Annotated in this window: 25 protein-coding genes; 14 read left to right on the top strand and 11 right to left on the bottom strand. The window is 34.1% G+C overall.

The annotated features are described in order from the left end of the window. The first annotated feature begins 142 nt into the window (after positions 1 to 142). Positions 143 to 901: a class I SAM-dependent methyltransferase gene (locus tag RVS70_RS00585; protein ID WP_121605157.1), complete on the top strand. Its 759-nt coding sequence runs from the start codon at positions 143 to 145 to the stop codon at positions 899 to 901. Positions 902 to 1,129: 228 nt separating this feature from the next. On the opposite strand, the gene RVS70_RS00580 is transcribed toward RVS70_RS00585, so the two are convergent. The 5 genes from RVS70_RS00580 to RVS70_RS00560 form a co-directional block, all read right to left on the bottom strand. Continuing rightward, on the bottom strand, positions 1,130 to 1,987 hold the full coding sequence (locus RVS70_RS00580) for an AraC family transcriptional regulator (RefSeq protein ID WP_121605156.1): 858 nt from the start codon (positions 1,985 to 1,987) through the stop codon (positions 1,130 to 1,132). Positions 1,988 to 2,578: 591 nt separating this feature from the next. Then, positions 2,579 to 2,812, bottom strand: coding sequence for a hypothetical protein (locus RVS70_RS00575; RefSeq protein WP_121605154.1), 234 nt, complete (start codon positions 2,810 to 2,812; stop codon positions 2,579 to 2,581). Positions 2,813 to 3,047: 235 nt separating this feature from the next. Next, on the bottom strand, positions 3,048 to 3,299 hold the full coding sequence (locus RVS70_RS00570) for a hypothetical protein (protein ID WP_166530313.1): 252 nt from the start codon (positions 3,297 to 3,299) through the stop codon (positions 3,048 to 3,050). 534 nt (positions 3,300 to 3,833) lie between these two features. Continuing rightward, the gene (locus RVS70_RS00565) at positions 3,834 to 4,241 is read right to left on the bottom strand and encodes a nuclear transport factor 2 family protein (protein WP_166530312.1); all 408 of its coding nucleotides are present in this window, start codon (positions 4,239 to 4,241) and stop codon (positions 3,834 to 3,836) included. Beyond that, positions 4,234 to 4,716: a MarR family transcriptional regulator gene (locus tag RVS70_RS00560; protein ID WP_121605152.1), complete on the bottom strand. Its 483-nt coding sequence runs from the start codon at positions 4,714 to 4,716 to the stop codon at positions 4,234 to 4,236. Before RVS70_RS00560 ends, RVS70_RS00565 begins: the two co-directional genes overlap by 8 nt. 376 nt (positions 4,717 to 5,092) lie before the next feature. Here RVS70_RS00560 and RVS70_RS00555 point away from each other — a divergent pair, with 376 nt between their 5' ends. From RVS70_RS00555 to RVS70_RS00545, 3 genes are all read left to right on the top strand, one after another. Next, the gene (locus RVS70_RS00555; protein WP_166530311.1) at positions 5,093 to 5,446 is read left to right on the top strand and encodes a YxeA family protein; all 354 of its coding nucleotides are present in this window, start codon (positions 5,093 to 5,095) and stop codon (positions 5,444 to 5,446) included. 516 nt (positions 5,447 to 5,962) lie between these two features. Then, positions 5,963 to 6,319 (top strand): DMT family transporter, encoded by a 357-nt coding sequence (locus tag RVS70_RS00550; protein ID WP_166530310.1) that lies wholly within the window; start codon positions 5,963 to 5,965, stop codon positions 6,317 to 6,319. Further along, positions 6,301 to 6,612 carry a DMT family transporter gene (locus RVS70_RS00545; RefSeq protein WP_026683141.1) on the top strand — a complete coding sequence of 104 codons (312 nt, stop codon included), beginning with the start codon at positions 6,301 to 6,303 and terminating at the stop codon, positions 6,610 to 6,612. The genes RVS70_RS00550 and RVS70_RS00545 overlap by 19 nt, the downstream gene beginning before the upstream one ends. 854 nt (positions 6,613 to 7,466) lie before the next feature. Here RVS70_RS00545 and RVS70_RS00540 read toward each other — a convergent pair. Further along, a complete protein-coding gene (locus RVS70_RS00540; protein ID WP_026683143.1) occupies positions 7,467 to 8,066 on the bottom strand; it encodes an undecaprenyl-diphosphatase in 600 nt (199 codons plus the stop codon). A 242-nt stretch (positions 8,067 to 8,308) separates the two neighbouring features. Between RVS70_RS00540 and RVS70_RS00535 the strand changes: the two genes are divergently transcribed. Continuing rightward, positions 8,309 to 8,872 carry a CBO0543 family protein gene (locus tag RVS70_RS00535; protein ID WP_121605150.1) on the top strand — a complete coding sequence of 188 codons (564 nt, stop codon included), beginning with the start codon at positions 8,309 to 8,311 and terminating at the stop codon, positions 8,870 to 8,872. A gap of 89 nt (positions 8,873 to 8,961) precedes the next feature. On the opposite strand, the gene RVS70_RS00530 is transcribed toward RVS70_RS00535, so the two are convergent. The 4 genes from RVS70_RS00530 to lexA all read right to left on the bottom strand — a co-directional run bounded on the left by RVS70_RS00530 (position 8,962) and on the right by lexA (position 10,696). Beyond that, positions 8,962 to 9,255, bottom strand: a complete 294-nt coding sequence (locus tag RVS70_RS00530; protein ID WP_226983517.1) for a hypothetical protein — start codon at positions 9,253 to 9,255, stop codon at positions 8,962 to 8,964. A 95-nt stretch (positions 9,256 to 9,350) separates the two neighbouring features. After that, positions 9,351 to 9,536 (bottom strand): hypothetical protein, encoded by a 186-nt coding sequence (locus RVS70_RS00525; RefSeq protein ID WP_121605149.1) that lies wholly within the window; start codon positions 9,534 to 9,536, stop codon positions 9,351 to 9,353. Between the two features lie 182 nt (positions 9,537 to 9,718). Next, complete coding sequence (locus RVS70_RS00520) at positions 9,719 to 9,898, bottom strand: hypothetical protein (RefSeq protein WP_034679961.1); 180 nt, start codon at positions 9,896 to 9,898, stop codon at positions 9,719 to 9,721. 174 nt (positions 9,899 to 10,072) lie between these two features. After that, positions 10,073 to 10,696, bottom strand: coding sequence for a transcriptional repressor LexA (gene lexA, locus RVS70_RS00515; protein ID WP_121605148.1), 624 nt, complete (start codon positions 10,694 to 10,696; stop codon positions 10,073 to 10,075). 282 nt (positions 10,697 to 10,978) lie between these two features. Here lexA and RVS70_RS00510 point away from each other — a divergent pair, with 282 nt between their 5' ends. The 9 genes from RVS70_RS00510 (at position 10,979) to RVS70_RS00470 (ending at position 17,672) form a co-directional block, all read left to right on the top strand. Next, positions 10,979 to 11,617, top strand: a complete 639-nt coding sequence (locus RVS70_RS00510) for a recombinase family protein (RefSeq protein ID WP_121605147.1) — start codon at positions 10,979 to 10,981, stop codon at positions 11,615 to 11,617. A gap of 117 nt (positions 11,618 to 11,734) precedes the next feature. Continuing rightward, positions 11,735 to 11,971, top strand: a complete 237-nt coding sequence (locus RVS70_RS00505; protein WP_026683149.1) for a DUF896 domain-containing protein — start codon at positions 11,735 to 11,737, stop codon at positions 11,969 to 11,971. A 106-nt stretch (positions 11,972 to 12,077) separates the two neighbouring features. Beyond that, entirely contained in the window at positions 12,078 to 14,078 is a 2,001-nt protein-coding gene (gene tkt / locus RVS70_RS00500; protein ID WP_026683150.1) for a transketolase, read from the top strand. A 596-nt stretch (positions 14,079 to 14,674) separates the two neighbouring features. Next, positions 14,675 to 15,133, top strand: a complete 459-nt coding sequence (sirA, locus tag RVS70_RS00495; protein ID WP_026683151.1) for a sporulation inhibitor of replication protein SirA — start codon at positions 14,675 to 14,677, stop codon at positions 15,131 to 15,133. A gap of 45 nt (positions 15,134 to 15,178) precedes the next feature. After that, the gene (locus tag RVS70_RS00490) at positions 15,179 to 15,400 is read left to right on the top strand and encodes a YneF family protein (RefSeq protein WP_026683152.1); all 222 of its coding nucleotides are present in this window, start codon (positions 15,179 to 15,181) and stop codon (positions 15,398 to 15,400) included. 180 nt (positions 15,401 to 15,580) lie between these two features. After that, positions 15,581 to 16,285 (top strand): cytochrome c biogenesis CcdA family protein, encoded by a 705-nt coding sequence (locus RVS70_RS00485; RefSeq protein WP_026683153.1) that lies wholly within the window; start codon positions 15,581 to 15,583, stop codon positions 16,283 to 16,285. Positions 16,286 to 16,347: 62 nt separating this feature from the next. Beyond that, the gene (locus RVS70_RS00480; RefSeq protein ID WP_026683154.1) at positions 16,348 to 16,776 is read left to right on the top strand and encodes a Na(+)/H(+) antiporter subunit B; all 429 of its coding nucleotides are present in this window, start codon (positions 16,348 to 16,350) and stop codon (positions 16,774 to 16,776) included. Between the two features lie 14 nt (positions 16,777 to 16,790). Next, complete coding sequence (locus RVS70_RS00475) at positions 16,791 to 17,162, top strand: response regulator (protein ID WP_026683155.1); 372 nt, start codon at positions 16,791 to 16,793, stop codon at positions 17,160 to 17,162. Between the two features lie 30 nt (positions 17,163 to 17,192). Further along, a complete protein-coding gene (locus RVS70_RS00470) occupies positions 17,193 to 17,672 on the top strand; it encodes a CcdC family protein (RefSeq protein ID WP_026683156.1) in 480 nt (159 codons plus the stop codon). Positions 17,673 to 17,700: 28 nt separating this feature from the next. Here RVS70_RS00470 and RVS70_RS00465 read toward each other — a convergent pair whose 3' ends face one another. Continuing rightward, a complete protein-coding gene (locus RVS70_RS00465; RefSeq protein ID WP_121605146.1) occupies positions 17,701 to 18,174 on the bottom strand; it encodes a DUF2621 family protein in 474 nt (157 codons plus the stop codon). Positions 18,175 to 18,383 lie beyond the last annotated feature (209 nt).

Below are 18,383 nucleotides of genomic sequence, written 5' to 3'. Positions count from 1 at the left end.
TATATACTTAGTTTATATTTTAATAGAAAGTGAGTGAAACATTATGAAAGTCTGCTCTTTTTACATAACCAATACTATAAAGGTGCGGAAGAGTTAATAAACCAAATAATATTCTTCCGCATAAAAAATCGGAGGAATTGAATTGTTTAGTTATTATGGTAAGTTAAGTACAGAGCTTTATGATTTCACTAAACCAGTTGGTCATTCCGTACAAGGTGATATTGAGTACTATTTTGAGAGACTAAAAGGTACAAAGGGACGGATACTAGAGGCGGCATCAGGATCAGGACGATTCTTAATTCCTTTGTTAGAAAAAGGTTATCATGCTGATGGTATTGATTATTCTAGCGAGATGTTAGCCTCTTGTCGTAAACGTTGTGACAAAAGAGGATTAAAGCCAAATTTATATGAAGCTAATATATGTGATTTTTCATTGCCTTTAAAATATGAGGTAATTGTGATTCCAACTGGTTCTTTTTGTTTAATAGAGAATATAAAAGATGCTAAAAATGCTTTAAAGTGTTTCTATAATCATCTTATCCCAAATGGACGCTTAATACTTGATCTATTAATACCAAGTGATTGGAATACAGGAGAAATTTTCACTTCAACTTTTTCTTTATCTAGTAATGAAGGTATCATATTGGAAAACAAATCAATTGAAATTGATTGGGTTGAACAATATACATTATCTCACTTAAGGTATGAAAAATGGAAAAAAGGTGAATTACAAGACACGGAATTACAGAAGTTTGTCATACGTTGGTATGGGGTGGAAGAATTCAAACTACTTTTGGAGAAAATAGGATTCTCTCAAGTAACATGTTCGGCAGAGTACAATTATCAAAAACCACCTTCGAAACAAACCAAATTAATTACTTTTGAAGCTGTAAAAAAATAATTCATACAAAGATAGTTCTAGTAGTTGAAGAACCCATTTTGGATATTATTCAAAATGGGTTCTTTTTGCTTAGGTTCTTTCATAAACAGAAGACTTCTACCTTAAACGTTGCTACTTATTTTCAGATAAATACCGCTATAGTGATGTTAGCAAACCGGGGAATTTTTTATTAGATACTTTCGTTAATCCTTCTATTAGATCCTATCCTCCTTATGGTAGAACTGTTACTCAATTTTTAGGTGGTTTAGCTAAGATAGGAACCCATAATTCGTGTCTTGGTTTATGCTTTGGTCCATAATAACACTCGATGCATGGCAGGTTAGCAAGTTCGTAGCCTGAATTGGGGACCCATTCTGTATATAACCTTTTCCAAGCATCTACGATGTTTGGAAAGACCACCCATAGACTTGCAGGAATTATCAACGTTTCCATCTCAGTGGGAGGCTCTTCATTATATCTTACTCCCATAAAATAATTAAACTTTTCCTCTGTTATAGCAGCTTCTTTTCCACAAATACCTAGAAGACCTTCTAATGTACATTTGGGATTTTCCCATGACATATCGATTAACTTTTTAGTAAAACCATTCTTTTTTGAGGCATTCCAGAGTGATGGTATTGTTTTAAACGCACGACTTGTTTTTATAGTATTACTCCTACCAACAATTCTCAAATCAAATTCTACATTTTCAATTCTATAATCCATTTCGGAATCTCCTTTAATCGTTATTTGAAAGGTGATTCTAGGATAGGCTTTTAATGGTATGCTCTTTTTTCTTATCGCTGAAGGTTTTACTCCATGCATTTTTTGAAATGCACGAGAAAAAGAATCAGCAGATGAATAACCATATTTCATTGCAATATCGATGATGCGACTCTCACTTTGTTGGATTTCAAATGCAGCGAGAGTTAAACGACGCCTTCTTATATATTCTGATAAGGGTATACCTGCTATAGATGAAAACATTCTAGAAAAATGATACTCAGAACAACAAGCGGCTTGTGCGATCTTTTTATAGTCTATATCTTGAACTAGGTTATCTTCAATGTAGTCTAGTGCATAATTCATTCTATCTAGCCATTCCACGTATTCTTTCCCCTTTCAATACTTACTATATAAAAAAAAGAATGTCTATATCCGACAATTGATGCACCGAAAAGTCGTCCTTTAAAGAAACTACTATTTAGCATCATCGAGCTACTTAATTTTAGCATAAAAATATGATTTAGTTTTACGAATAAAAGTGCAGAAATAAGATTAAAGTTTAATTGTATCAGCTTGAATACATGCTTTGTGGTCTAATCCTTTAAGTAGGGGGCATTTCTTTAAAAACAAACAGTAAATGGGGTACCACCAAGGAGAGATGATACGGATAATTAAAATTTATGCAAAATTAGAACAACCAGGCACTAATGACAGCAGTGTATATCTACACTTCTATGAATCCATAACTGACATTTTATTTTATAAGATACTGTCTCAAGAAGGTTCGCCCGAGTTGGTTAGATCCGAAAAAACATCCCGGATCACTAAAAAAGTAGTGCGGGATGTTGTCTATGTAACATTGAATTTATTATCTAAAGTGTACTTTAAACTTTCGAGACAGCCTATGCATTTTATTCAACTTTAAAATCTACGGGATTAATACAATAATTCAGAACATAAAAATGAATAGATTTAATTTTTTTTGAAATTATCTACCAATCCCCACACAAAAAAAACAATACCTAAAATTAAAGTAATTACAGTAGCAATCATTAAACCGTCTGGAATAAATAACATATGTTCTGCGAATACTTCATCGCTCCATTCTGTTGAACTTATAACCCCCATTGCGCCTGAAATATAACGTACTCCATAAAGAAAGGTAGCCATATATAGAAACGAAATTCCCACATTTATTTTGTTCATAATTTTTATTTCTCCCTTAGTAATATATACATTAAAACTTAACTACACGATATTGACGTTCAACCCATTTTTTCGCATAGACATATTTTGTAGCGTATTTTTGCTCTTGTTTCACCTTATAGGTTTTATATACATGTCTATATTCTAATCTGTATCTTCCGTAAGGATAAGAAGGAGATATATAACTGACGGTTCTGCTATAAGATTTTCCAATACTAAAACCAACAAATGAAGTTTACGCATTTTTAGTTACCGTCAAAGAACCAGAATACGTGTTCGAAACAGATTTAATATGGGAAGCAGTTAAAAAACCACCACTTATTGTGGAACCAGCAGCATATTTCCAACCACTGTAACTATGGCCAATATATGATTTACTTACAGCATACCATTTTTTGTCCTTGTGAACGATGGAACCTTGGTCAAAATTATCGACAAGTTTGTCTTCTTCACTTAGATTATAAAAGGGTACAGAATAATCGATCATTGCATCTGCAGGAATGGATTCTATGTAAAAATCTACAACCGTTTCTCCCGCGGCTAAACCGTCATGTAAAAAATCGTCGTTTGTTTCTGCATTAAACTCGTTTGAAAATTTAGATATTTAGTAATAACTATGACATATCTACAATACTTTCTTGCTTTTTAATATGGCATACATCCAATGAACGAGCTTATTAGCGCAAGCAAAGGTGAGAATTTATATAGAAGGTTATTACAAGCAAATGTAGATTCGCATTGTAAATGTTACGTTGGAGTAAATCATGTTTTTTTCAACTCACTGGTATCAGTCTAGCAGCTAGGAATACCATTCTTGATGTTGCAATCATTATTGCAACAAAATCTCAATTGCGAATATAGGATGCTGTTATTATGCTAGTTGATTATCGTTTTTGACATTCACTAAAACAGTATGATTTTAGCAAATGTATAATGATGAATTACGTTTACTTTAGTTTAGAAAAGCCCCGTCTCAATAATGGACGGGGCTTTTCTGAACGGTATGAAAAATAAATTAACGTTAATTAGTATTTATAGTTCCAATATTCTCAAGTTCTTTATTGTTGCTCAAAGGACAAGTCATTTCGTTACAACGTATGATTTTATTGTTAGCTAATTCAAAAATCGCTATTACTTCAACATCGCCCGTTTCTCCGTTTTTCTTATTTACATGAACAATATATCTGAGAGTTACTGTTTGTTTGGCTTCGTCAAACAGAAAATCATAAAAAGGAGAAACTGACATGGCTGCTACATGCTCTTTTAATGTGACGATATGATTTGTGAAATCAATCATATTTGTACGCACTCCATCGGTTACTTGAATGTATTGTTCACTAAAATATTCAGGAATTTGATTAATATTTAAGTTCACAATAATTTCCTGATAAACTTCCGTAAAAAATTGATATGCTTGTTTTTTATTCATCATCTTTTCCTCCTTGGATAATTTGACCAGACCAAGCGTCCAAAAATCTTATGATAACTTTTAATTCAGATTCAGAAAATTGATCAAGTAATTTAGAATACCGCTCTTTAGCTGTTTGATGTAGTTTGTCATGGATGATCGATAACTTGTGTCCTGAATCAGTTAAAGCGTAATAAATGGCTTTCTGATTAGATATTTTCTTCTCTGCAATGATCATATTTTTCTCAATTAAGGTGTGAATCGCTTTAGAAACAGCTGGTCTAGAAATCCCTAAGCTTTTTGCTAAAAATGCATTGTTAACCCGTGTTGGATTATTCTTAATCAAAGAGACAATATGCATTTGTGTTAAGGTCCATTTATTTCCATCGATTGAATCTTTGTAAGAAGTATAGTTAGAGCTCTTTAATTTTTTCTCACGTTGTACAATAAAATTTTCAATTGCAGCAATTGCTTTTTCTATCTCAGAAGTTTTCATGTGTACCTCCTTTATTTTTGTTAACCGGTTAACAACATTTTAACATGTATGAATGAAATGTCAATTTTTCCAATGAAGAGTACGCATGAGCAAAAGTGAAAGCTAAAATGAAAAGCAAAATACTGATAAATTGAAACTTCAATCAGTTGGGGTGTTACTGCCAGTTATATGCGGGATAAAATACCAACTATAACGGACAAGAGCTTACGTATATTGAACAGGAGGAAAGCATAAGCGTTCTATTTCGAGTGAATATTGACAGTAGATCATTCATTCTTACAATAATGTCATCAAGATGAAAGGTAATTCTATGGCTAGTAGCTATCTGATCTTTTAAGCTATGAATAAATATGATATTAAAAGTGGGGTGATGTAGATGAAGAATATGTTGAGGATACTATTCATTTTGCTAGCCATTATAGTTATAGCTCTGTTTGCCTTTACTGCGTTAGTAAAAAATGAAGTAGCAGATATGCTTAATCCTCTTATTCCTAAGACGAGTGTTTACGTAAAAATTGACGGTACTGCTAAAGAGATGGAAGGACCAAGATATGAATATACATTATCGGGGTATGAAAAATCTGGTGATGTACGAACTGTAACATTTTCGGCTAGTAAAAAACTACGGGAGGGAGCTTATATTCGCTTAACAACTAAACGTAGTTATGTAAAGGAATGGGAGGAAGTTCCATATGATACTATACCAGAAGATGCGAAAGAAAAACTGTGAGTTCCATTCTATTAAATATACACAGGTATGTTGATGGGAGCTAAGTAAGCTTGACAAGTAAATTTGATTGCTCACTAAAATGATCTAAAGACAAGTTACACAAATTGATCTATATGTAAAAAATAAAATGAAACTATCATCAGTGGGGATTCTGTTTATTCCCCACTGATTGTTAGTACCACAAGGGTATGACCTAATGGCCCTTATACCAATCGGACAATTACTGGCAGCCGATCCCTCACTTACTAATATTGGCTTTCCTTGAAGTGGGAATGTTACTACCTGTGATAATGCTGGATACGATAGGCAATGAAAATCAAAATACGATATTTGGTAGCGAATAGTAAAAACCGTAAATATCTTTCATTTACGGTTTTTTTGCGTATGATAGAATTCATGATGTAAATATCTTCATGTAATGCTTACTATTCCGACATTTTATTCGTTTATTGATATTCATTAAACCTATTGTTATATTGGAAGATGTATATATTTTTATATAAAGGGGGTAATTATTTGAGATTTTGGATAGGTTTAGGACTAGCTGTTATTTTTGAGGTAATCGGTGTAATTTTTTTAAATTATTCCTACGGACTAACCAAGCTTATCCCAACGATCATTGCGATTACTTTTTATTTATCCTCTATTTTATTATATATGTGGAATACTAGAGGAAAAGAAGTAGGAGTAGTTGGGGCATTGTTTGCTGGACTTGGGACGATTATAATCCTTTTAATAGGTTTTTTTGCATTTGATGAAAAAATTTCCACACTTAAATTAATAGGTATTATTTTGATCCTAATAGGTGTAGTTAACCTTAGTAAAAACCCTAAACAAAAAGGAGTGGTGCAGAAATGGGAATATCTCTCTTAATGATATCAACCATTTGTGCTGTTGTTGGCCATATATTTGTCAAAAAAACAGATGGCATGACAAAAATAAGGTACATATTGTCAGCATTAGTTTCGTTTATGGCAGCTATAACGCTATTATCCATTGCTATAAAATACATGAATATGGGTATAGCCTTTGCGATATGGTCAGGACTGTCTATTGTCTTTAATAATTTATTTAATATAATCGTATACAAAGAAGAATTTTCTTTTCGTAAATTAAGAGGTCTATTATTCATTATTGCAGGCGTTGTTATATTAGAAGCCTTTTGAATGAATAAGGTAAAACCAAAATAATTACGTTACATACATCTCACATATGTCAATATAGTCAGTTAGAAAGCTATGTTGACATATAGTAGATTATTAAAGTGCTAAGAAATTTTCTTGTTTAACGTAATTTTCTGTCAATTAAGACGTAGATCACATATCGCATATATTTATACTATATATCTTTAGTTTTTAAATGTCAATAGTATATATTCCTAATAGTAATTCTTAAGAATCAGCAGGATGATAGAAGAAAGAACTTTTGTGCTGGTTTTGTACAAACAAGCCAGTTATATTCTTGATGAGGTTAATGGCAAGGGGGAGAAATTACGTAATCAATGTAGTAAGGAAAATCGGCTTTTTAAGTCTATAGATGTAAAAATTACTAGATTCTATCATCTGGTAATAGGGATAAAGCTCAAACTTTTTCTATACCAGCCTGTGTTATTAATGAATACCCTTATCTTAGGGGATTTGCAAACTCCATAATTTCTCGGTTAACTAGCAATAGATCTATTTAGTTATTCTGATAATATGTACCAAACTTCTTAGAAGGTGAAACTTCAATCAGTGGGGGGGACTTTCTTTTCACTACTGATTGTTAGTACCACAAGGATATAACTTAAAAAATTTTGCATTTACTGGAAGTGGATCCATCGCTTACCAATGTTTTTCACTTTATTGCTTGAAGTGGGGGTCTTGCTGCCAGTTATATGAAGAATAAACAGTAATGAAAAACAGAAGCTTGTAACTCTGACACAATAAAGAGAGTAAGCTTCTGTTTCTTATATTTCTATGTATAAATTAAAAACGTTAAGAAAGAGGAGTATCGCTTATTTTTATTATCCTTTTATATGTTAATGCTCTTTAGATTTCATTTTTGCTGGCAGTATTAATCGCTCTCCTTTTTCGTAAATAACTAACAATTTCCTTATAATAGTAAGCTTCGGTACTATTTGATACACAAGTATTGCAACTAGAATACTAATTATGGCTCCTACAAAGACATCTGCTGGATAATGTACACCTACCCAAATTCGTGATAGTCCTAAAATCAAGGCTAACATCATCCAAAACACCTTCGCTTGCTTTTTGAAAAGCCAGAAAGTCATACAAAAAGAAAAGAAGAATATCGTATGATCACTTGGAAAAGAATTATCTACCGTATGTTCTACAAGCTTATGGACATTAGCAAGTTCAGCAAAAGGTTGATGATTAGAATGGAATTTCCCTACAAATTTTCCGACTATTTCTGCTAACACAAACGTAATGGAGCCGCAAATAATCATAAGCTGATTGTTTTTTTGTCTTCTAAACCAGAAAATGACGATGCCTAGAACTAAAAAAAATATCATATATTCAGCAATGAACGTCATAATTGGATTTAGTATGGAAAACTCCTTACCTAGATTATTCACCATTCGAAACAAGTCAATATTCATTTGATTAAGATTCATAAAACTTTCCTCCTTAGGGTTCTGAGGAAAGTATAGTTATTTTATTTACAATATGGTATTTATTTTCCTTACATCATTCTTACAATCTTGCAAGAATAGAGTCGACGAATTGAAAAGGGGATTTGAAGAGAGCTTATTTACTTTATATATTACTATGAGCATTTTTTAATTAATCAAGTTCATTTGACTATACATAAATGGTAATAAATTACACAAGCTATGTTTATAACGGAGGGATAATAGTGACAGTTAACGAAGGATTACAACAAACAGAAAATGCTTATAATCAATTAGTTGAAGTGAATCGCTTAATGGTAGATGCTGTATTTAACGCATTTTTGTTTTCATGGCAATGGTGGCTAGGTATTGGATTATTTATCATACCTTGGCTCATTTGGTTCTTGTTTAGGAATAAGAAAAGTACAGGGCGGCTTTTAATCGGGGGATTTATCACCATCATTCTTTCATTGTTAATTGACCTTATTGCTTTATCATATGGTTTATGGTCTTATCCTATGAAATTCTCTCCAATATCACCTTTATTATTTCTTCCATATCACTTGGCAATGGCTCCCGTTGCAGTCATGTTTGTTCTACAAATTAAGCCAAACTGGAATCCGTTATTAAAAGGTAGTATTTTTGCTGCAATCGCCGCATTTGGAGGAATGAATTTATTTAATGCAATTGATTTTTATAATCCAAAGGGTTGGTCAACATTCTATGACTTTTTTATCTACTTATTTTTAATTATGATAGCGTATCTTTTTTATAATATGGATAGCTATAAAAAAATAACCGATAAATAATATAAGGATTCAAATTGAGTTTATGAAATATGTATTGTAGAGTTAGTCAAAGATTTAGCGATGAAATCAAGAAGAAAGTCTTCTTAATTTCATCGCTTATTTAACTTTGGCCTGATAAAGTCATCTACATTTTTCATTTTTCGTTTCTCTCGATTTGTTAATTTATCTAGTCTACTAACCGCCTCTTCAAATTCTTCATTGGATATTTGCTTAGAAGCTAATAGTGTACATAGCATAGCGTAGGCGATCGGTTTGGTGTCGACATGCACATTTACATCGACATCTGAATTACCGCTATGTTTAACAACGGATTTATTTGTAATGTGTTGATCTGGAAAACCGTCGTCATATGGTTTTAACGAAAATAGATTAGGTCTCTCCATTAAAAATCACTCACCTTTTAAAGGATAAGTGGGATACATAAGAATATATCCCACTATATTTTTTCTTTTTCTTCTTCTTTCTCCTTGAATCAGCATCAGAGCTGACATCTACATAGGATTCCCACTATTAGAGATTTTTGCAAAGGTACATTTCGATTCCTCGATTTTAGATCGTTGTCATTATCATTTATAATAACGTCACCACCGAAGTCATCGCCGTTTGCGTCTGTCACACCTGCTACATCATCATTTCTTCCACCACATCTACTATTTTTCCACATATTATTTCCTTCTTTTCATTGATATAATGCTAATATATTCAATGTTCATATATTTGAGATGGCTTGTGTCTTATGATAAACGTTTTATTTTGTCTGATAGCCAATTAAATGCGGTAACAATCATGTTTATGAAGGAAAAAATATGCCTTCTACTCAGAAGGCTATGTATAATAGTCTTGATTTTATGGATAAAAGAGCAATGGATTAAACTGATTAGTACTACCATAGAGGAGTAATTCAAAGACCGTTACCATTTGGTAATTCAATCTTTGAAAATAAGCCAATATGTCCTCTAATGATTCAACTGTTTGACTACGATTTCCACCAGAGTCATCCAGTAAAATAATATCCCCAGGTGTCACATTTGACTTCACATGATTGGCAATTTTTTAGCCCCTGGTCTTCTCCGGTCTTAGGGCGATTCGTGAAATCACCTCGTTTCTGGGTGCAGGAGCTAGACATGGCTCACGCCCATCTTTATCCACATAGACAAATTTTATTTCCTAGACTATAAAAAAACTGCCAATTGGCAGTTTTTAATGGATGTTTCTATATAGACCGATAACCTTACCTAGAATCGTTACGTTATCGTAAATAAGTGGTTCCATTGTTGAATTTTCAGGCTGTAAACGAATATGATCCTTTTCTTTAAAGAAACGTTTAACCGTTGCCTCATTTTCATCTGTCATCGCTACAACGATATCACTGTTGATAGCAGTGTTCTGTTGCTTTACTATTACCATGTCTCCATCCAAAATACCGGCTTCTATCATACTTTCACCTTCAATGACAAGTACAAATAAGTTATCATCTGGACTCGCACTATTGGATGGCAATGGAATAAATTCCTCAATATTCTCTACTGCTGTTATTGGAAGACCGGCAGTAACTTTTCCAATGACTGGTGCATAGCGCGCTTCATTTCTAGGTATATTATTATCTTGAGAAAGATCTAATACCTCTATAGCTCTAGGCTTAGTAGGATCTCTGCGAATAAAACCCTTACTTTCTAGCCTGGAAAGATGACCATGAACAGTTGAACTAGATGCTAGTCCAACGGCTTCGGCAATTTCACGTACAGAAGGTGGGTATCCTTTTTTTGTTACTTCATCTTTAATGTAGTCAAGTATCATTTGCTGCCTTTTCGATAGTTTAGTCATGTATTGATCACCTCGCACATAGGATTAATTATAACTAGTTTACCATCGGGTTGTTGGAAATGCAAACGTTCGTTCGAAAAACACCTTGACAAGATCGTATGTTCGTGTAATACTTAAAACAACAAGCGAACAAAAGTTCCTATACTGATAAGGAGGCCTGTTTCAATGTTCCAAAAAATAACAAAAACAGACGCATTCTACCTCATTGCTTTTGCACTAACGCTCGGATTCTTATATTATTCTATTATCACTAGTTAATTATTTTCATAGGGAGATAGTATGTTGAGGGCAATTATTTATTGCAGAGTTAGTACAGATAAGGAAACACAGGAAACGTCACTTGCAAGACAAAAGCATGAATTAATGGAATTAGCAACAAACAATCATTTAACGGTTAGTTGTTGCATCCAAGAACAAGAGAGTGGCTATAAGATTGATAGAGATGGCATTTTTCAGTTGCTTGATCTGTTTTCTGATGGAGAGGCAGACTGTTTACTCATTCAGGACGAAACTCGTCTAGGTAGAGGTAATACAAAAATAGCGCTGTTCCATCAACTACATAAATTAAACATACCCATCTATACTTCTTACCATGATGGTAAGTTAGAACTATCTGAAGCAGATTCCATGGTTCTTCAAATTGTTGGCATTGTGGAAGAATATCAGCGAAAAATACATAATGCTAAAATAAAAAGAGGTATTCAAAGAGCTATTAAAAACGGCTATAATCCTAGTAACAATTTATCCAATCAAGATAAGGCACCTGGTCGTGAGCGAAAGACTTTTCCTATTGAAGAAGTGGTACGTCTGCGGGAAAACAATCTGACATTCGAAGAGATTGCCACTACATTAAATGGATTAGGTTATTCCGTTTCGAAGGCTACGGTCCATAGAAGGTATCAGGAATTTCAAAATACTTGAATATATGATATGGTAGAGGTAAGATAAAAAGGCAAGAACACTAATTATGTTCTTGCCTTTTCTATTTTCGTACAACTACAATTTCAAAACTTTCTATATGAAACTGGAGGTTATTAGATGCTATCTAAAGATAAAATAGAACGTATAAATGTATTAGCAAAAAAAGCAAAAGAAGAAGGTCTATCTGCAGTTGAAAAGAAGGAGCAAGAAAAGTTACGTCAAGAGTACTTGCAAAACGTTCGAAGCTCATTTAAAAATCAATTTAAATCGATGACAGTTGTTGACCCAAATGGCAATGATGTAACACCACAAAAGGTAAAGGACATGCAAAATCAAGAAAAAGATAAAGAGTAAGTGTCATGGTACTTGACACACACATTGTTTTGCTTGTGGCAAACTATGTTTCGTTATAGAATAAAAAGAGTATACAAAAGCTTGGAATAGTGGAAGGAGTAATCTTATGTCGAATATGGAACAACAATCAATTAATACCATTCGTACGTTATCCATTGATGCCATTGAACATGCAAATTCTGGACATCCAGGATTACCAATGGGAGCTGCACCGATGGCATATACATTATGGACTGACTTTATGAATCATAATCCTAAACATTCAACATGGTTTAATCGTGATCGCTTTGTACTATCGGCAGGGCATGGGTCAATGCTGCTTTATAGTTTACTACATTTATCAGGATACAATGTAACCATTGAGGACTTGAAATCATTCCGTCAATGGGGTTCTAAGACACCTGGACATCCAGAAGTTCATCATACAGATGGTGTAGAAGCCACCACAGGACCGCTCGGACAAGGTATCGCTATGTCTGTTGGAATGGCAATGGCAGAAGCTCATCTTGCTGCAAAATTTAATACGGAAGATATAAATATTGTCGACCATTATACGTATGCCATTGTAAGTGATGGAGACTTAATGGAAGGAATTTCACACGAAGCCGCTTCACTTGCTGGTCATTTAGGCTTAGGTAAACTAATTGCTTTATACGATTCGAATGATATATCACTTGATGGTGATCTAAATCGTTCATTCTCTGACAACACAGAACAACGCTTCAAGGCTTATGGATGGCAAGTGTTAACTGTTGAGGATGGCAATGATGTAAACGCAATTCGAAATGCTATTAAAGCTGCGCAAACGAATAGTGAGCAACCTACACTAATTGAGATAAAAACAGTAATTGGATATGGGTCACCCAACAAATCAGCATCTGCTGCTTCCCATGGGGCTCCTCTCGGCACAGATGAAGTAAAATTAACAAAAGAATTCTATAATTGGGGACATGATGATTTTCATGTACCACAGGAAGTATACGCAGATTTTAACGAAAAAATTGTTAAGCATGGTGCTGAAGTAGAAGATAATTGGAATCAACTACTAGAAGTATATAAAGAAAGATATCCTAAATTAGCAAGCGAATTTGAACTCGCTTTAAATGGTGAATTACCTGTCGATTGGGAAAAAGACCTTCCAGTATTTGAGCCTGATAAGGATACACTAGCTACAAGAGCTTCCTCAGGTAAAGTACTGAATGCAATTGCAAAAGCTGTACCGAACTTCTTTGGTGGAAGTGCGGATCTAGCTGGCTCGAATAAAACTACAATAAATGATGAAGATGATTTTTCACGCACCAATTATGCCGGGAGAAATATATGGTTTGGCGTAAGAGAACATGCAATGGGAGCAGCATTGAATGGTATGGCATTACATGGTGGATTAAATGTGTATGCTGGAACATTTTTTGTATTTAGTGATTACTTGCGTCCGGCAGTTCGTCTATCTTCTATTATGAATACACCGGTAACGTATGTTTTCACGCATGATTCGATTGCTGTTGGTGAAGATGGGCCAACTCATGAACCGATCGAACAATTAGCTTCATTACGCGCAATGCCTGGATTATCACTTATTCGTCCAGCTGATGGAAATGAAACACAAGCTGCTTGGCGCTTGGCTCTGGAATCGACAGATACACCTACAGCACTTGTTCTTACGAGACAAAATCTACCGACATTATCTGGTACAAAAGAGCATGCTTACGAGGGTGTGAAAAAAGGTGCTTATGTTGTAAGTGATGCGGAGAAGGCAACACCTGATGCCTTGCTATTAGCAACTGGATCTGAAGTTCAATTGGCAATTCAAGCACAAGCTGAACTGAAAGAGAAGGGGATCGATGTCCGGGTTATCAGCATGCCGTCATGGGATCGTTTTAATGTACAAGCTGACTCATATAAGCAACAAATTATCCCATCTGAAGTAAAACGCCGGGTTGCAATTGAAATGGCTTCCCCATTCGGTTGGGAACGATATATCGGTGATCACGGTAAGGTTATTGGAATTGATACATTTGGTGCATCCGCAAAAGGAGAAAAAGTCATCGAAGAGTATGGTTTTACTGTGGAAAATGTTGTGAAACACGTTGAATCAATGATGGAATAACTTTAAATAAGATATAACACGTTTATAGCCAAAGAGGCTGAGACAAAAGAATGAAGAAACAATTAAAAACGAGCGATAATTAGTTGAAATTAATTATCGCTCATTTTTTGATTAGAAAAATTAAATTAGCACCTGAAATAAGTGAGACTCCAGCGGGAACAGCACGAGTCCGAAGATCCACGTGGTAACGTGTTTCTCTTTACCAAGTTAGCTGTGGGCGTTCCAGCGGAAAACGCGTATATGTTCACGGTGCGGCGAAGATCCTCCTATTGATAACATGATTATGCTTATTATGAGTAAAGAAAAGTTGTGTTTTGTCCGAGCCTCTTTTTTATCGTCTAGGAAATTGTAAAATTTGCCCATGTGGGTAAATATGGACGTGTTAAGCCGCGTCCAGCTAGTCTAACTTCTTTAGTCCAACGAAAAGCGACCGATTTGGCTGCTATTTCTTTTAGGAAATATATTTGACGTTACGCATAGTAAATATAACAATCTTATTTTTTCTGAATCGACAAAAGAAGTGCATTTTTACAATACAATCTGACATAATTTTGAAATAGAATCCGTATAATAGATTATATAGAGGGGGAGATCCTATGTATACGTATTCTATCTATTGGATTAAAGAAGAGGTCGCCAACCATTACTTCCATAAAAGTGGAGTTCTATATCGATTCTTAAAGGATTATCAAATGAACTCAGATCGAAAAGACTTAGCTATGCAGTTTAATTATATTACGTATCCATTTAGTTATAGTGAAATTATCAACCATTTAACAAACTATCGACATTTAAGAATTTTGGAGCAAAATGAAGAGAAGGGATTGAAAATTTATAGTAGGGATGCGTTTATTTCTTTACATATAAATGAAAATCAATTAAAATTTCGTTGTAAATCACTACAGGATGCAGAAGAGCTGCTTTTTCCTGTTCTAAGACAAATGCAGCGATTGCTTTTTGTAATAGGAGATAATATTCAAAATTTTGGATGGTTAGCTCCTATTCTTACACATAGCAAAAATCAGGAAGAACAAGTATTGTATTCTTTTCTTTGATTTACTATACTGTATAAGAGACAACACGAAGGAGGAAAGCTTTACATGGACACGATCTGGGTCGTACTAATTGCTATAGCAGCGTTAATTGTTGGTGTTGCTCTTGGATTTTTCATTGCTAGAAAATATATGATGAGCTACTTAAAAAAGAATCCACCGATTAATGAACAGATGCTTCGCACATTAATGATGCAAATGGGTCAAAAACCATCACAAAAGAAAATTAATCAAATGATGCGTGCAATGAACAATCAATCAGGAAAATAGGCACTTATTGATATACTTAGAAGCGTTCATAGCTGCAACCATACCCCTTGCTCTAATGGTAAGGGGTATTCTAATTTCGTATAACAACTTTAAACTTTTGGTTTATTGTCAAAAATAGGAGTCCTATGTAATCGCTTGATTTGATACAATAGATGCATTCATGCAAATAGGAGGTATATCATGTCTGACATAAATGTGTTTATCGCTTTCGGGGCTGGTTTTCTCTCGTTTATCTCGCCTTGTGTGTTACCACTTTATCCAGCTTTTTTATCTTATATTACTGGAATGAGTGTAAGTGAACTAAAAGATGATAATAAAATGCTCAATCTGAAAAGTATCTTACATACCTTATTCTTTTTATTAGGATTTTCTGCTGTCTTTATTATGATGGGATTTGCAAGCTTAAGCATCTCGCAATTCTTAATTATGTATCAAGATATCATAAGACAAGTAGGCGCCATTATTATTATTTTCTTCGGGCTTGTTATTGTCGGTGTATTAAATTTTGATTTTTTGATGAAAAATAAGAAAATAACGTTCAAAAATAGGCCTGCCGGTTTTATTGGATCATTCTTAATTGGATTAGCATTTTCTTTAGGTTGGACACCTTGTACTGGTCCAATTCTAGGTATCGTCTTAACTTTAGCAGCTAATAATCCGGACATTGGTGTGCTTATGATGGTAAGCTATATATTAGGTTTTTCCGTCCCGTTTTTTGTCTTATCTTTTTTTATCGGAAAGCTCAATTGGATAAAGAAGTACAGTACGAGACTTGTAAAAATAGGCGGTTACATCATGATCGTTATGGGGGTTGCTTTATTTTTTAATTGGATGACGGCATTAACCTCATATTTAGCAGGATTGTTTGGATTTTCTGGCTTTTAATGGATTTTCTATATGTTTTATATTAAAATAAGTAGTATATATGCTATAAAGGGGCAATAACCATGTACAAACCAAATGATCTTATATTACGCACTACCTCATCATTGATTGCCTTTATTCTTTTAGGCTTCGCTGTCTATTTATTATTAGCCGGACATAATTCTCCAGGTGGAGGATTCGTTGGTGGACTCATGACATCTGGCGCTATTTTATTAATGAATATGTCTTATGGAGCAGATGTTGTAAAAAAAGTGTTGCCAATCGATTTTACAAAGTTAATTCCAATAGGTCTTGCAATCGCTGTAGGTACTGGAGTTGGATCATTCCTTTTTAAAGCTCCTTTCTTATCACAGACCTATGATTATTATACGTTTCCGATCTTTGGGAAGATAGAACTTGCAACTGCAATGATCTTTGATATAGGTGTTTACTTGACAGTTGTTGGTGTAATGATGACAATTATATTAACAATTGCCAATGACCAAGATTAAAAGGGGGAAAAGCTATGGCCAAAATACTTGTGGTCGATGATGCTAAATTTATGCGCGTAACCCTTTCCACCATTTTGACAAGTGAACAGCATGAAGTTGTCGGGGAAGCTGAGAATGGCGAGGAGGCAATTAAGCTGTATCAAGAATTGCAGCCTGATCTAGTTACAATGGACATCACAATGCCTGTGATGAACGGCATTGATGCAATTAAGGAAATTTGTAGAATAAATAAAAATGCAATGATTATCGTATGCTCAGCAATGGGTCAGCAAAAGGTAGTGGTTGAAGCGATTGAATCAGGTGCCAAAGATTTTATCATAAAACCATTTGATGAAGATCGTGTGTTAGACACTGTAAATAGAGTGTTGAACCTAAAGAATGAGTAATTAGACGATAAGAGAGAGTGTGACTACATAATGTTTTGGTTCATAGCAAGTACGTTAGTTGCAGCATTCATGGCGATAACAATGATTTTCATTCGGTTAAAGGCATCAAAGAAACCAGCTTCCGTAAAGAAAATTATCCTACCGCCATTTTTTATGAGTACAGGAGCACTTATGTTTCTATTTCCAATGTTTCATATTAGCTGGTATCAAGTACTTGAAGCTGTAGGAGTTGGAATTTTTTGCTCCATATTTTTGATAAAGACATCGAAATTCGAAATTCGTAACCAGGATATATACTTGGTTCCGTCGAAATCATTTGTATTTATATTATTTGGTTTACTTATCTTTCGGATTATTATAAAGCTAGCGATAGGAAGTCAGATATCTGTTGGAGAAACAAGCGGAATGTTCTTTCTGTTAGCCTTCGGCATGATTGTTACATGGCGATTATCGATGCTGTACAAGTACTTACAGCTAGAGAAACAGTTGAACATGAAAATGAATACATAAAAGCGTCAGACCAAGCAGTCTGACGCTTTTATTTTTGGTGTTTCCGTTTCCAATCTTGCTCATAGTCATCTCGAGATAGTTGAAAAAATTCTTCATAGGGCTTTGTATCGATATTCTTTTGAGCTAACTTTTTACGCAAAAACTTATGGTCACGTTTCGGAGTTGCAATAATGTAGCCTTCTATTAAAACATCCTGCGTAATGGTAGTCTTATCTTTCATAAGAGCGACTTCTCCTACTTTGCTCGCGATCTTATGCTTTGCAACATCTCTAAATAATTCAGGAACTGGCGAAACCAATTCATCAAGTAGCTCCTTTTCTTCCTCTTTCCACATATTTTTTGTTTTATTAACATAATATTCTTCCCAGTCCATGATTGATTTGCCATCTTCTTTTGGTAACCGCTTGAGGAATTTACGAAACATAAAAAAACCACCAATGGCCATTAATCCAATCATAATGAATCCCCAAATGATTATTAAGTAATCAACAATAACCGACATATTTTCACCTTATTCTCCTCTTTTTTACCAAAAATTCGCAGGAATGTGACAAAATTTTTAACTATTTAATTTATTTTTTCCATCACTTATAGTAAGATTAACAATAATTGGATGTTTTTTTGAAAATACATAGTCAACTATATTATAAGCTGAAACAGATTTACAAACAAGCGTCATACTATCAGAGAATAGATCATAAATATAAATTG

The sequence above is a fragment of the Virgibacillus sp. M23 genome, from assembly GCF_034190895.1.
Taxonomy (GTDB): domain Bacteria; phylum Bacillota; class Bacilli; order Bacillales; family Amphibacillaceae; genus Virgibacillus; species Virgibacillus salarius.
This window is presented reverse-complemented; position numbering and strand designations above follow the sequence as displayed.